This window comes from Bacteroidota bacterium, assembly GCA_036522515.1.
Lineage (GTDB): Bacteria > Bacteroidota > Ignavibacteria > UBA10030 > SZUA-254 > VBOC01.
The window spans coordinates 404,868-417,510 of the sequence record DATDFQ010000043.1 but is presented as its reverse complement, the minus strand read 5'-3'; the positions used below and the strand labels follow the sequence as shown (position 1 = coordinate 417,510).

Annotated in this window: 22 protein-coding genes; all 22 read left to right on the top strand. The window is 58.9% G+C overall.

What is annotated here, in order from left to right; genetic code table 11:
• Window positions 1–125 precede the first annotated feature (125 nt).
• The 22 genes from rpsL (at window position 126) to rplR (ending at window position 12,630) form a co-directional block, all read left to right on the top strand.
• Window positions 126–497: a 30S ribosomal protein S12 gene (gene rpsL / locus VI215_08180; GenBank protein HEY6192287.1), complete on the top strand. Its 372-nt coding sequence runs from the start codon at window positions 126–128 to the stop codon at window positions 495–497.
• 5 nt (window positions 498–502) lie between these two features.
• Window positions 503–970 (top strand): 30S ribosomal protein S7, encoded by a 468-nt coding sequence (gene rpsG / locus VI215_08175; GenBank protein ID HEY6192286.1) that lies wholly within the window; start codon window positions 503–505, stop codon window positions 968–970.
• Window positions 971–1,031: 61 nt separating this feature from the next.
• On the top strand, window positions 1,032–3,134 hold the full coding sequence (gene fusA / locus VI215_08170; protein HEY6192285.1) for an elongation factor G: 2,103 nt from the start codon (window positions 1,032–1,034) through the stop codon (window positions 3,132–3,134).
• A gap of 45 nt (window positions 3,135–3,179) precedes the next feature.
• Window positions 3,180–4,391, top strand: a complete 1,212-nt coding sequence (gene tuf / locus VI215_08165) for an elongation factor Tu (protein ID HEY6192284.1) — start codon at window positions 3,180–3,182, stop codon at window positions 4,389–4,391.
• Window positions 4,392–4,412: 21 nt separating this feature from the next.
• The gene (rpsJ, locus tag VI215_08160; protein HEY6192283.1) at window positions 4,413–4,721 is read left to right on the top strand and encodes a 30S ribosomal protein S10; all 309 of its coding nucleotides are present in this window, start codon (window positions 4,413–4,415) and stop codon (window positions 4,719–4,721) included.
• A gap of 93 nt (window positions 4,722–4,814) precedes the next feature.
• Window positions 4,815–5,441, top strand: a complete 627-nt coding sequence (gene rplC, locus VI215_08155; protein ID HEY6192282.1) for a 50S ribosomal protein L3 — start codon at window positions 4,815–4,817, stop codon at window positions 5,439–5,441.
• Window positions 5,442–5,460: 19 nt separating this feature from the next.
• A complete protein-coding gene (rplD, locus tag VI215_08150) occupies window positions 5,461–6,099 on the top strand; it encodes a 50S ribosomal protein L4 (protein ID HEY6192281.1) in 639 nt (212 codons plus the stop codon).
• Window positions 6,099–6,386, top strand: a complete 288-nt coding sequence (gene rplW / locus VI215_08145) for a 50S ribosomal protein L23 (GenBank protein HEY6192280.1) — start codon at window positions 6,099–6,101, stop codon at window positions 6,384–6,386. The genes rplD and rplW overlap by 1 nt, the downstream gene beginning before the upstream one ends.
• 25 nt (window positions 6,387–6,411) lie before the next feature.
• Window positions 6,412–7,239, top strand: a complete 828-nt coding sequence (gene rplB / locus VI215_08140) for a 50S ribosomal protein L2 (GenBank protein HEY6192279.1) — start codon at window positions 6,412–6,414, stop codon at window positions 7,237–7,239.
• Window positions 7,240–7,260: 21 nt separating this feature from the next.
• The gene (rpsS, locus tag VI215_08135; GenBank protein HEY6192278.1) at window positions 7,261–7,551 is read left to right on the top strand and encodes a 30S ribosomal protein S19; all 291 of its coding nucleotides are present in this window, start codon (window positions 7,261–7,263) and stop codon (window positions 7,549–7,551) included.
• A 4-nt stretch (window positions 7,552–7,555) separates the two neighbouring features.
• Complete coding sequence (gene rplV, locus VI215_08130; protein ID HEY6192277.1) at window positions 7,556–8,026, top strand: 50S ribosomal protein L22; 471 nt, start codon at window positions 7,556–7,558, stop codon at window positions 8,024–8,026.
• A gap of 7 nt (window positions 8,027–8,033) precedes the next feature.
• Window positions 8,034–8,672, top strand: a complete 639-nt coding sequence (gene rpsC / locus VI215_08125) for a 30S ribosomal protein S3 (GenBank protein ID HEY6192276.1) — start codon at window positions 8,034–8,036, stop codon at window positions 8,670–8,672.
• Window positions 8,673–8,696: 24 nt separating this feature from the next.
• The gene (gene rplP, locus VI215_08120) at window positions 8,697–9,119 is read left to right on the top strand and encodes a 50S ribosomal protein L16 (protein HEY6192275.1); all 423 of its coding nucleotides are present in this window, start codon (window positions 8,697–8,699) and stop codon (window positions 9,117–9,119) included.
• Window positions 9,120–9,138: 19 nt separating this feature from the next.
• The gene (gene rpmC, locus VI215_08115; protein HEY6192274.1) at window positions 9,139–9,369 is read left to right on the top strand and encodes a 50S ribosomal protein L29; all 231 of its coding nucleotides are present in this window, start codon (window positions 9,139–9,141) and stop codon (window positions 9,367–9,369) included.
• A 2-nt stretch (window positions 9,370–9,371) separates the two neighbouring features.
• The gene (gene rpsQ, locus VI215_08110) at window positions 9,372–9,650 is read left to right on the top strand and encodes a 30S ribosomal protein S17 (protein ID HEY6192273.1); all 279 of its coding nucleotides are present in this window, start codon (window positions 9,372–9,374) and stop codon (window positions 9,648–9,650) included.
• A 19-nt stretch (window positions 9,651–9,669) separates the two neighbouring features.
• Window positions 9,670–10,038, top strand: a complete 369-nt coding sequence (gene rplN, locus VI215_08105) for a 50S ribosomal protein L14 (protein ID HEY6192272.1) — start codon at window positions 9,670–9,672, stop codon at window positions 10,036–10,038.
• Window positions 10,035–10,358 (top strand): 50S ribosomal protein L24, encoded by a 324-nt coding sequence (rplX, locus tag VI215_08100; GenBank protein ID HEY6192271.1) that lies wholly within the window; start codon window positions 10,035–10,037, stop codon window positions 10,356–10,358. The genes rplN and rplX overlap by 4 nt, the downstream gene beginning before the upstream one ends.
• Window positions 10,359–10,370: 12 nt before the next feature.
• Window positions 10,371–11,066, top strand: coding sequence for a 50S ribosomal protein L5 (rplE, locus tag VI215_08095; protein HEY6192270.1), 696 nt, complete (start codon window positions 10,371–10,373; stop codon window positions 11,064–11,066).
• 11 nt (window positions 11,067–11,077) lie between these two features.
• Complete coding sequence (locus VI215_08090) at window positions 11,078–11,263, top strand: type Z 30S ribosomal protein S14 (GenBank protein HEY6192269.1); 186 nt, start codon at window positions 11,078–11,080, stop codon at window positions 11,261–11,263.
• A 15-nt stretch (window positions 11,264–11,278) separates the two neighbouring features.
• Entirely contained in the window at window positions 11,279–11,674 is a 396-nt protein-coding gene (gene rpsH / locus VI215_08085; protein HEY6192268.1) for a 30S ribosomal protein S8, read from the top strand.
• 23 nt (window positions 11,675–11,697) lie between these two features.
• Window positions 11,698–12,255 (top strand): 50S ribosomal protein L6, encoded by a 558-nt coding sequence (gene rplF / locus VI215_08080; protein HEY6192267.1) that lies wholly within the window; start codon window positions 11,698–11,700, stop codon window positions 12,253–12,255.
• 6 nt (window positions 12,256–12,261) lie between these two features.
• Complete coding sequence (gene rplR, locus VI215_08075) at window positions 12,262–12,630, top strand: 50S ribosomal protein L18 (GenBank protein ID HEY6192266.1); 369 nt, start codon at window positions 12,262–12,264, stop codon at window positions 12,628–12,630.
• Window positions 12,631–12,643: the final 13 nt, after the last annotated feature.

Below are 12,643 nucleotides of genomic sequence, written 5' to 3'. Positions count from 1 at the left end.
AAACCGCCCCAAACGGCGCCCCGGGGGCGTTCCCCGGGTTTCGGGCTTTGTTGATGAATCTAATTGACAATATCATGGAAATTGCGTATCTTTATAGGCTTTGACGAAATTCAGGAGATAATCATCTGCCCACGATAAATCAACTTGTCCGGTTAAGCCGGGAGCAAGTGACCTTTAAAAGCAAGGCGCCTGCGTTGCAGGGGTCCCCGCAAAAACGGGGAGTTTGCACGAGAGTCTACACGACCACGCCGAAAAAGCCGAATTCGGCCCTCCGGAAGGTGGCCCGTGTACGGCTTACGAACAGCCTGGAAGTGACCGCGTATATCCCCGGCGAGGGGCATAATTTGCAGGAGCACTCCATTGTCCTGATCCGCGGGGGCAGGGTGAAGGATCTTCCGGGCGTCCGCTACCATATCGTGCGGGGAACGCTCGACACGGCCGGAGTCACCGACCGCAAACAGGGGCGATCAAAGTACGGAGCCAAGAGGCCTAAGTAGAGAGTATGAGAAAGAAGACCGCAGCCAGAAGAATTACACCGCCGGACCCGAAATTCAACGACGTGTTGGTTTCCAAGTTTATCAACAGCGTCCTGAAGGAAGGGAAGAAACACCTCGCGCGCCGCATCGTCTACAATGCATTTACGATCGCCGAGCAGAGGGGAAAAGGCACAGGGCTCGAGATATTCAAGAAGGCCGTCAGCAACGTGAAGCCGGTCCTCGAAATCCGGGCGCGGAGAGTCGGAGGCGCGACCTACCAGATCCCGACCGAAGTGCGGCCGGACCGGAGTATCGCGCTGGCGATCCGCTGGTTGATCAACTACGCGGGCGAGAGGAAAGACAAATCGATGTCGTTGAAGCTCGCCGCCGAATTCCTCGCCGCGGCGAATAACGAAGGAAGCGCGGTAAAGAAAAAAGAAGACACCCATAAGATGGCAGAAGCCAACAAGGCGTTCGCGCACTTCAAGTGGTGAGCGGATCAGCCCCGCGGCCGACGATGAACCGAAGGTACACGATCAGTGAGAATTTGAAACTATGCCCAGAGTATATCCCTTAGAACGAACAAGAAATATCGGCATCATGGCCCACATCGATGCCGGTAAGACGACCACGACGGAACGCATCCTGTTCTATACCGGTGTCCTGCACCGGATGGGAGAGGTGCACGACGGCGCGGCGACGATGGACTGGATGGAGCAGGAGAAGGAGCGCGGGATCACGATCACGAGCGCGGCCACGACCTGCTTCTGGAACAACCACCGGATCAACATCATCGACACGCCCGGCCACGTCGATTTCACGGTTGAAGTCGAACGCTCGCTGAGGGTCCTCGACGGTGCGGTCGCGTTGTTCTGCGCGGTCGGCGGAGTGGAGCCCCAGTCGGAAACCGTGTGGCGCCAGGCGGACAAGTACGGCGTCCCCCGGCTCGCATTCGTCAACAAGATGGACCGCGTCGGCGCCGATTATTTCAACTGCATCTCGATGATGAAGACCCGGTTGGGCGCGAACGCAGTTCCGATCCAGATCCCCGTCGGCGAAGGGGATATTTTCACCGGAATCATCGATCTGATCACGATGAAGGCGCGGATCTTCCACGAGAGCACCGCCGGATCGACCTGGGACGACCTGGAAATCCCGCACGACCTTCAAAAGCTCGCGCAGGAATGCCGGACCAAGATGCTGGAAGCCGTTTCGGACGAAGACGACACGCTGCTCGAAAAATACCTGGAAGGGAAGGAAATTTCCCCCTCGGAGATCAGAGCCGTCCTCCGTCGCGCGTGCCTGAAAGTGAGCATCGTGCCGGTGCTCTGCGGTTCGTCCTTCAAGAACAAGGGCGTGCAGAGCCTCCTGGACGCCGTGGTCGATTTCCTCCCCTCCCCTCTCGATGTGGCGGGGGCCGAAATCATCGGCCACCATGCGAACATGAAGGACCACGTCAGCCGGAAAGTGAGCGACAAGGAGACGTTTACCGCGCTCGCGTTCAAGATCATGACCGATCCGTTTGTCGGAAAACTCACGTTCTTCCGCGTCTATTCCGGAAGCGTGGAAACCGGATCGTACGTGTACAACCCCGTCTCCGAGCGAAAAGAGCGGATCGGGCGGCTCCTCCGGATGCATGCGAACCACCGCGAGGATGTCGATGAAGCGTTCACCGGGGATATCGTCGCCGTTGTCGGCCTGAAGCACACCCGGACGGGTGATACGCTCTGTGACGAGAAGGATCCGATCATTCTTGAAAAGATGATCTTCCCCGATCCCGTCATCTCGGTCGCCATCGAGCCGAAGACGAAAGTCGACCAGGAGAAGATGGGGGAGGCTCTCTCGAAGCTCGCAGAGGAGGATCCGACGTTCAGGGTTTCCACAAACGAGGAAACAGGGCAGACGATCATCAGCGGCATGGGCGAGCTGCACCTGGAGATCATCATCGACCGCATGAAGCGGGAATTCAAGGTCGAGGCCAACGTCGGGAAACCCCAGGTCGCCTACAAGGAGACCATCAGGAAGAAAGTCGAGCAGGAAGGGAAGTTCGTCCGGCAGTCGGGCGGGCGCGGACAGTTCGGCCACGTCTGGATTACCGTCGAGCCGAACGAGAAGGGGAAGGGATACGAGTTCGAGAACGCGATTGTCGGAGGAACCGTCCCGAAGGAATACATCAATTCGGTCTCCGAGGGCATCGTGGAAGCGATGCGCAACGGCGTCCTTGCCGGCTACCCGGTCGAGGATGTGAAGGTCAGCCTGTTCGACGGCTCCTACCACGACGTCGACTCTTCGGAGATGGCGTTTAAGATCGCGGGCTCGATCGCATTCAAGGCGGCGGCGAAGAAGGCGAACCCGGCCCTGCTGGAACCGGTGATGGATGTCGAGGTCGTGACGCCGGAGGAATACATGGGAGACGTGATGGGCGATTTGAGCTCGAGGCGCGGAAAGATCGAAGGGTTGACCGCCCGGAAGGACGCCCAGGTCATCAAGTCGAAGGTTCCCCTGTCGGAAATGTTCGGTTACTCGACCCAGCTCCGGTCGATGACGCAGGGGAGAGCGATCTACACGATGCAATTCTCGCACTACGAGGAAGTTCCCCGGAATATTTCGGACCAGATCATCGAAAAAGTTAAAGGCAAGGAAGCAGTCCTCGCATAACACAGAGAATCGTTCAACAGCTCAGCACTAAAGGAGATCTCAAGCATGGCAAAGGAAAAATTCAACAGAGACAAACCGCACGTCAACGTCGGAACGATCGGTCATATCGATCACGGGAAAACAACCCTGACCGCGGCTATCACCATGTGCCTGAGCAAGAAGGGCCTGGCCTCGGTCCGGACGTTCGACAGCATCGATAACGCCCCCGAGGAGCGGGAGCGCGGCATCACGATCGCCGTCGCGCACGTCGAGTATTCCACCTCCAAGCGCCATTACGCTCACGTCGATTGCCCCGGCCATGCCGACTATATCAAAAACATGATCACCGGCGCGGCGCAGATGGACGGCGCCATCCTCGTCGTCGCGGCCAACGACGGCCCGATGCCGCAGACCCGCGAGCACATCCTTCTCGCGCGCCAGGTCGGCGTTCCCCGGATCGTCGTGTTCCTGAACAAGATCGACATGGTCGACGACCCCGAGTTGATCGAGCTGGTCGAAATGGAGTTGCGCGACCTGCTGAAAAAGTATGATTTCCCCGGCGACGAGATCCCCATCATCCGCGGGAGCGCGCTGAAGGCGATGGAACGCGCGCTGGCGGCCGACGCGAAACCGGATGACGCCGCATTCAAGCCCATCTTCGAGCTGATGGACGCCGTCGACAGCTACATCCCGCTTCCGAAGCGCGACATCGACAAGCCGTTCCTGATGCCGATTGAAGACGTGTTCTCGATCACGGGACGCGGCACCGTCGGAACCGGCCGCGTCGAACGCGGCAAGGCGAAGGTCGGCGATGAAGTCGAGGTCGTCGGTCTGGGCTCCCACAAGAAGACCGTCATCACCGGCGCGGAGATGTTCCGCAAGGAGCTCGACGAAGTCCAGGCGGGCGACAACGCCGGCCTGCTGCTCCGCGGCGTGGAAAAAGCGGAGCTCGAGCGCGGGATGGTCATTTCCAAGCCCGGTTCGATCACGCCGCATAAGAAATTCACGGCCCAGGTCTACGTGCTCAAGAAGGAGGAGGGCGGACGCCACACCCCCTTCTTCAGCGGATACCGTCCCCAGTTCTATTTCCGGACGACCGACGTGACGGGGGTTGCAACGCTTCCCTCCGGCACCGAAATGGTGATGCCGGGCGACAACGTCGATAACATGTCGGTCGAGCTGATTACGACGATCGCGATGGAAGACGGTTTGCGATTTGCCATACGCGAGGGCGGACACACCGTCGGAGCGGGCGTCGTCACAAAGATTCTCGAATAGCACTACAGGAAAACGCCCCACGTGGCCGGACAAAAAATACGCATCAAACTGAAATCGTACGATCACGCGTTGATCGACAAGTCGGCGGAGAAGATCATCAAGACGGTGAAATCGACCGGCGCGGTGGTCTCGGGACCGATCCCGCTGCCGACCAAGCGCACGCTCTATACCGTGCTGCGTTCGCCGAACGTCGACAAGAAATCGCGCGAGCAATTCGAAATGCGATCCCATAAGCGCCTCATTGACATCCTCAATTCGTCCAACAAGACAGTTGATTCGTTGATGAAGCTTGAGCTCCCCGCAGGCGTCGATGTGGAGATCAAAGTTTAACACAGACTCGGGTTTGTAGCTCCGACAGCGGGCCTCTCCCTTGTTTCCCGTGCGCCGGTCAAACGGGCCACGTTCATTGTTCAATATCCTCTTATGTCAGGAATTCTAGGTAAAAAAATCGGGATGACGAGTGTCTTCGACGAAACAGGCGAAGCCATTCCCTGTACGGTCATCGAAGCGGGGCCCTGTTTCGTGGCCCAGATCAAGACGAAGGAAGCCGACGGTTACGAAGCGGTCCAGCTCGGGTTTGGCGACGCCAAAGTCCGGCTCGTGAACAAGCCCGCCGCCGGACACTTCAAGAAGGCGGGCATCCCCGCGAAGCAGATGCTTCGCGAGTTCAAGGGCTTCGATACGGCCAGGTTCCCGCTCGGCGCGGAGATCAAGGTCGACGCGCTCTTCACCAAGGGCGAACTTGTTTCCGTCGCCGGGACGTCGAAGGGACGGGGTTTTCAGGGCGTCGTCAAACGCCATCATTTCGGCGGAGGGTTCCGGACGCACGGACAGAGCGACCGCGAACGCGCTCCCGGTTCGATCGGTTCAAGCTCGTACCCGTCGAGGGTGTTCAAGGGGATGCGCATGGCCGGCCGCATGGGCGGCGAGCGCGTGACCGTGAAGCATCTCCGGGTGGTTCAGGTGATCCCGGAATCGAATTTGCTGCTCATCCGGGGATCCATCCCGGGGCACATCAACAGTTACGTTGAGATTCTCAAAGAAGGATAGGACGTCTCCCGACAAGGCCATGGAACTGCACATCTATAAAAAGGACGGGACGGAAAGCGGCGAGCGCATCGAGCTTTCTCCCGCCGTCTTCGAAATCGAGCCGAACGATCATGCGATCTACCAGGCGGTGACGGTGCATCTCGCAAACCGGCGCCAGGGGACCGCAAAAACGAAAACCTACGGCGAGGTGAGCGGCAGCGGAAAGAAACTCTGGAAGCAGAAGCACACGGGCCGTGCGAGAATCGGCGCCGCCCGGTCGCCGCTGTGGAAGGGGGGCGGGACGATCTTCGGACCGATGCCCCGCGACTACTCCAATAAACTGCCGAAGCAGATCCGGCAGCTCGCGCGGAAATCCGCGCTGAGCTACAAGGCGAAAAGCGCGTCGATCAAAATCGTCGAAGATTTTTCGCTCGGGGAGATCAAGACGAAGAATCTTGCGGCCATCCTGAAGGCGCTGGAGCTCTCGGGCAGGAAGACGCTTCTGGTGGTGCCGCAGCGGGACGAAGCGATCTGGAAGTCCGGCCGCAACATGCCCCTGCTCCACGTCATCGAAGCGGCCAAGGCGTCCACCTACGAAATTCTCGACAATCAGATCCTGCTGATCCAAAAGAGCGCGGTCCAATTGTTGGAAAAAACGTTTCATGAAGGGCAATCATGATCGGCATCCTTTACCGTCCCATCGTGACGGAAAAAATGACAAACATGCAGGAAAAAGGGCTGTACGCGTTCGAGGTTGATCCGGCCGCGAACAAAATCGACATCGCCCGCGCCGTCGAAAAGAAGTTCGGCGTGAAGGTGACGAACGTGCGCACCATGAATTACAAGGGCAAGTCCAAGGCGCAAATGACCCGGAGGGGGTCCTTCCGCGGAAAGACGGCACATTTTAAGAAGGCGCTCGTCACCCTCAAAGAGGGCGACAAGATCAACCTGTTCGAGAACATTTAACACCCGGAGAGAGAAGAAAAGACACATGGGTATCCGAATCCTGAAGCCGAACACCCCGGGCACGCGATGGATGACAATTCCGACCTTCGAGGAGATCACGAAGTCGAAGCCCGAGAAGTCGCTCCTCGAACCGCTGAAGAGTTCCGGCGGCAGGAACACCAACGGCCATATCACGTCCCGGCACCGGGGCGGCGGGCACAAGCGTTTCTACCGGATCATCGATTTCAAACGGGACAAGAAGGGCGTGAACGCCAAGGTCGTCGCCATCGAATACGATCCCAACCGCTCCGCGAGGATCGCCCTGGTGATGTATACCGGCGGAGAGAGACGGTATATCCTCGCGCCCGACGGCCTGAAGGTGGGCGAGGTGATCGCCTCCGGGCCCGACGTGGACATCAAAGTGGGCAACTCGATGCCGCTCGCGAACATCCCGGTCGGCACCTTCATCCATAACGTCGAGCTGCGGCCCGGTAAGGGCGGGCAGATCGCCAGGAGCGCCGGCTGCTCGATCCACATGATGGCGAAAGAGGGAAAGTACGCGCAACTCCGGATGCCTTCGGGCGAGATCCGGAACGTCCCCCAGGAATGCTACGCGACGATCGGCGTCGTCGGCAACATCGACCACGAGAACATCAGCATCGGCAAAGCGGGCCGGTCGAGATGGCTCGGCATTCGCCCGCAGTCGAGGGGCGTGGTGCAGAACCCCGTCGATCACCCCCACGGCGGAGGCGAGGGGAAGTCGCCGCAGGGGAACCCCCACCCCGTATCGCCCTGGGGCTGGCACACGAAGGGGAAGAAGACCAGGCATCACAAGCTGCAATCGAACAAGTATATCGTTAAGCGCCGCAAATAATCGCAGGATCGGAATTACCGCATGACTCGATCGCTCAAAAAAGGACCGTACGTAGACCCGGGGCTTCTCGCCAAGATAGAGGCGATGGCGGCTTCCGGCCAGAAGAAGGTCATCAAGACCTGGTGCCGGTCCTCCACGATCACCCCCGATTTTGTCGGGCTCACGCTCGCGGTGCACAACGGAAACAAGTTTATTCCCGTCTATGTCCATGAGGGAATGGTGGGACACAAGCTCGGAGAATTCGCCCCGACCCGTATTTTCAGGGGGCATCCCGGTTTGAGGACTGAAACGACGACCACCACAGAGGGTTAACAAGATGCTCGAAGCACGCGCCATCAACCGGTATATCAACTCTTCCCCGCGGAAGATGCGTCTGGTGATCGATCTCATCCGCGGCCGCTCCGTTCCGGAAGCGCTGAGTATCCTTCACTTCACCGCGAAGTCCGCGGCGAAGGTCGCCGAGAAAGTCGTCCGGTCGGCGGTTTCCAATTTGCAGAATAAAGACGAGGCGGGCCGGGTCGATCCGGAATCTCTCTACATCAAGGAGGTCTTCGTCGACGGCGGCCCGGGCATGAAACGCATGCTGCCGGCGCCGATGGGCCGGGCCTACCGGATCGTCAAGCGGTCGAACCATCTCACGATTGTCGTCGCACAGAAGAAGATCAAGGCGAAGGCCGCTCATAAAACGCGGGCGAAGGAAGCTTCCCACAAGGAAGGCTCGCCCAAGGAAGTTTCGGCCAAATCAACATCACGCAAGCAGACTTCACCAACAGAAGAGAAAGAGTAGCGTCCACTTGGGCCAAAAAGTACATCCGGTCGGTTTTCGCCTCGGCATCCTGCGGTCGTGGGATTCAAACTGGTACGACGACAAGGATTTTGCCGGGAAACTTCAGGAAGACTCCAAAGTCCGGAGTTACGTCCACAATCGTCTGAAGAAGGCCGGAATATCGCGAATCCTGATCGACCGGACCCCCAAGAAGGCGGTGATCACGATCCATACCTCGCGCCCCGGCATCGTCATCGGCCGGAGCGGGAAAGAAATCACCCAACTGGAAGAGGAGTTGAAGCAGATCACCAATAAAGAGGTGAAGATTCTCATTCACGAGATCAAGAGACCGGAGCTGGACAGCTTCCTGCTGGCCGAGAATATCGCGGGTCAGCTCGAAGGAAGAATGTCGTTCCGGCGCGCGATGAAGATGGCGATCACCTCCGCGATGCGGATGGGCGCCGAAGGGGTTCGCGTGATGTGCGGCGGGCGGCTCGGCGGAGCGGAAATCGCCAGGTCGGAGCAATACAAAGAGGGCCGCATTCCCCTTCACACGCTTCGCGCCGATATCGACTATGCCCAGGCGACCGCCATGACGATCTATGGGACCATCGGCGTAAAAGTCTGGATCTGCCGCGGCGAAGTGCTCGACAGAGTGACCAAGTAACAAACGGAAGATTGTTGAGGAAAAATGTTACTCCCAAAAAGAGTTAAATACCGAAAGGCCCAGCGGGGCCGGATGCGCGGGAAAGCCACCCGCGGAGCGAGCGTCGCGTTCGGGGATTTCGGCCTGAAAGCGCTCGAGCCGGGATGGATTACGCAGAGGCAGATCGAGGCGGCGCGCGTGGCGCTGACCCGCCTGATGAAGCGCGAGGGAAAGGTCTGGATCAGGATCTTCCCGAGCAAGCCCGTGACAAAGAAGCCGGCCGAGACGCGTATGGGAAGCGGCAAGGGCGTGCCGGAATTCTGGGTGGCGGTGGTAAAGCCCGGCACGATCATGTTTGAACTGGGCGGGATCAAGAAAAACGTGGCTTCGGAAGCGATGGACCTGGCCTCCCACAAGCTTCCGATCAAGACGCGCATGGTCACACGTCCCTCGTACCAGGCCGGTTGACAAGCAGGAGGAATGAAACGTGAAGATATTTGAAGTTCGGGAACTGCCGGAGCTGGAACTGGCGAAACGGATGAAGGACGAGGAGGAGAATCTCGTTCACCTGAAGTTTCAGAAGGCGACCAGCCAGCTGGAGAATCCGATGCAAATCCGGAAATGCCGCCGCGACATCGCGAAGATGAAGACCGTTCTCCGGGAACGGCAGCTTCGCGCCGCTGCGGCCACAGTGAAGAATCCTCCCAAAGGGAACTGAACATGGAATCCGCAGGCGCCTCGATTGTACGGCCGACCCAGCGCAAAATGCGCATCGGGAAAGTCGTGAGCAACAAGATGCAGAAGAGCATTGTCGTCGCGATCGAGCGGCGCGTGCCCCACGGCCTCTATAAGAAGTACTTCAAACGGACTTCAAAGCTGATGGCGCACGACGAAAAACAGGAAGCGCGCATCGGCGATGTGGTCAAGATCATGGAAGTTCGCCCTCTGAGCAGCCGGAAGCGGTGGCGGCTCATCGAAATCGTGGAAAAAGCAAAATAAGCGCAGGGACTGCAAGCCGATGATCCAGGAAGAAACAAATCTCGTCGTGGCGGATAATTCAGGGGCCAAGAAGGTCCGTTGCATCCGGGTGCTCGGCGGGCACGACCGACGCTACGCCGGAGTGGGCGACCTGATCGTCGTCTCGGTGAAGAGCGCGATCCCCGGCGCCGCGATCAAGAAGGGCGAGATGTCCCGGGCGGTGATCGTGCGGACGAAGAAGGAGACCCGCCGCAAGGATGGTTCCTTCATCCGGTTCGACGAGAACGCCGCCGTGCTGCTGAACCCCCAGGGCGAACCCCGCGGGACGCGGATCTTCGGGCCGGTTGCCCGCGAATTGCGCGAAAAAAACTATATGAAAATCATCTCTCTTGCGCCGGAAGTCCTTTGAAAATCCACAAGAATGATACTGTGAAAGTCGTCGCGGGGAATTCCCGCGGAAAGACCGGAAAAGTGCTCAAAGTGTTCCGGGACAACGGAAGGGTGATCATCGAGGGCGTGAACATCATCCGCCGCCATTCGAGGCCCTCGCAGAAGAATCCGCAGGGCGGGATCGTCCAGAAAGAGGCCCCGATTAACGCACCGAACGTGATGGTGGTCTGCCCGAAGTGCAATACTCCTTCGAGGCTCGGACACAAACCCGTCACAGACGCAACGACCGGCAGAAAGCACATGATGCGCGTTTGCCGGAATTGCGAAGAGATGTTTTAGAAAAGAACTCGTATGGGAAAAGAACAAGCACCGAAGACACCGAAGACACCGAAGCCGGATAAAACTGAAAAGGGCGCCAAAAAGGCCCCCTCCGCGCAGCCTGCGGGAACGCAGGAGGCGGGAGTGGCGCCGCGCCTGCACGAGCTGTTTACCAAACAGCTGGTCCAGGATCTGGTGAAGCGCTTCAACTATTCGAACGTCATGCAGGTCCCCCGGCTCGAAAAAATCGCGATCAATGTCGGCGTCGGGCAGGCGACGCAGGATCCGAAGCTCCTGGACGTCGTCGTCAAGGACCTCGAGACGATCGTCGGCCAGAAGGTCGTGACCACGAAGGCGAAAAAGGCGGTTTCGAACTTCAAGCTGCGGGAAGGGCTCGCGATCGGCGCGAAGGTCACGCTGCGAAAGCACCGGATGTATGAATTCATGGACAGGTTCATCAGCGTCGCCGTGCCCCGGATCCGCGACTTCCGCGGGTTCTCCGATAAGTCCTTCGACGGGCGCGGGAACTATACCATCGGGGTGAAGGAGCATATCATCTTCCCCGAAATCGACGTCGATAAAGTGACGAAGGTCTTCGGAATGGACGTCTGCTTCGTGACGACCGCAAAGACGGACCAGGAAGCGTACGAACTTCTCAAGGGGTTCGGCATGCCGTTCGTACGGCGAGAGGAACCGGTCAAGGAAAAGACCGCTTCGGAACAACAGTAAGGAGAGACGACGTGGCACGTTTGGCGATGATGGAAAAGTCGAAGAAGACGCCCCGGTACCCGGTGCGAAAACACAACCGGTGCAACAACTGCGGCCGGCCGCGCGGCTTCCTCCGCAAATTCGGCATTTGCCGGATCTGCTTCAGGAAGATGGCCCTCGAGGGAAAAATTCCCGGCGTCGTAAAAGCGAGCTGGTAGGAGCAAAACAACCTTATGAACACTACAGACCCCATCGCAGATTATCTCACCCGGTTGCGGAACGCAATCCGGGCGCGCCACAAGCGCGTCGATATCCCCTCGTCATATTTGAAGCGGGAGATCACCAAGCTCCTGCTCGAGGAGCGGTTCATCGGAAGCTTTACGGAAATCCCCGACAACAAGCAGGGGACGCTGAGGATCGTGCTGCGCTCCTCCGACGGAGTCAACGCGATCACGGGACTCAAGCGGATCAGCAAGCCCGGCCTCCGGAAGTATGCCTCGGCCCGGGAACTGCCCCGCGTCCTGAACGGGCTTGGGATTGGGATCCTTTCGACGTCCAGGGGCGTGCTCACCGAAAAGAGCGCGGGCACGATGAACGTCGGCGGAGAAGTTCTCTGCCAGATCTGGTAACACCTCTTTTTTAGGAGAAGACAGTGTCGCGCATCGGAAGAAAACTGATACCCATCGCCAAGGGAGTGAAGGTGGAGCTCGCCGACGGACGGATTAAAGTCACCGGACCGAAGGGAGAGCTCTCCGCCGCGATTCCCAAAAGCATCGGGATCGACGTCAAGGAGAACGAAATCAGCGTGACGCGCTCGTCCGACGTCAAGGCGCAGGTGGCTCTCCACGGCACCTGGCGCGCGCTCATCAATAACATGGTGAAAGGCGTGTCCGAGGGCTTTGTGCGGAAGCTGGAGATCGTCGGAGTGGGGTACAAGGCGGAAGTGAAGGGAAAGAAAATTCAGTTCGCGCTCGGCTACTCGCACCCGATCCTCTTCGAGGCTCCCGCCGGCATCAAGATCGAAGTCCCGGTGCCCACAAACGTCACCATCTCAGGAATCGACAAACAACTGGTCGGCCAGGTTGCCGCTAAACTTCGCTCCTTCCGGCCCCCCGAGCCCTACAAGGGGAAAGGCGTGAAGTACGAAGGAGAATACATACGGCGCAAGGCAGGCAAGGCGGCGGCGACTGCAGGCGCGAAGGCAGGATAAGAGAGCATGATCAAAAAATCAAGAATTCTACGGCGGATGGAAATCAAGCGGCGCGTCCGCCTCAAGATCCAGGGGACCACGGAACGGCCGCGGCTGACGGTGTACCGGAGCCTGCATCATCTGTACGCCCAGCTCGTCGACGACTCGATCGGAAAGACGCTCGTCTCGACCTCGACCCTCTCGAAGGATCTCCGGGAAGAGCTGAAGGGCGTCAAGGCCAGGAAAGAGATCGCAAAGCGCGTGGGTATGAACGTGGGGAAGAAGGCAGTCGAGCAGAAGGTGAAGAGAGTCGTCTTCGACAGGAACGGCTACCTCTATCATGGAATCGTGAAGGCCCTGGCGGACGGTGCGCGCGAGGCGGGATTGGAATTCTGAGCCCCCGGGCCGG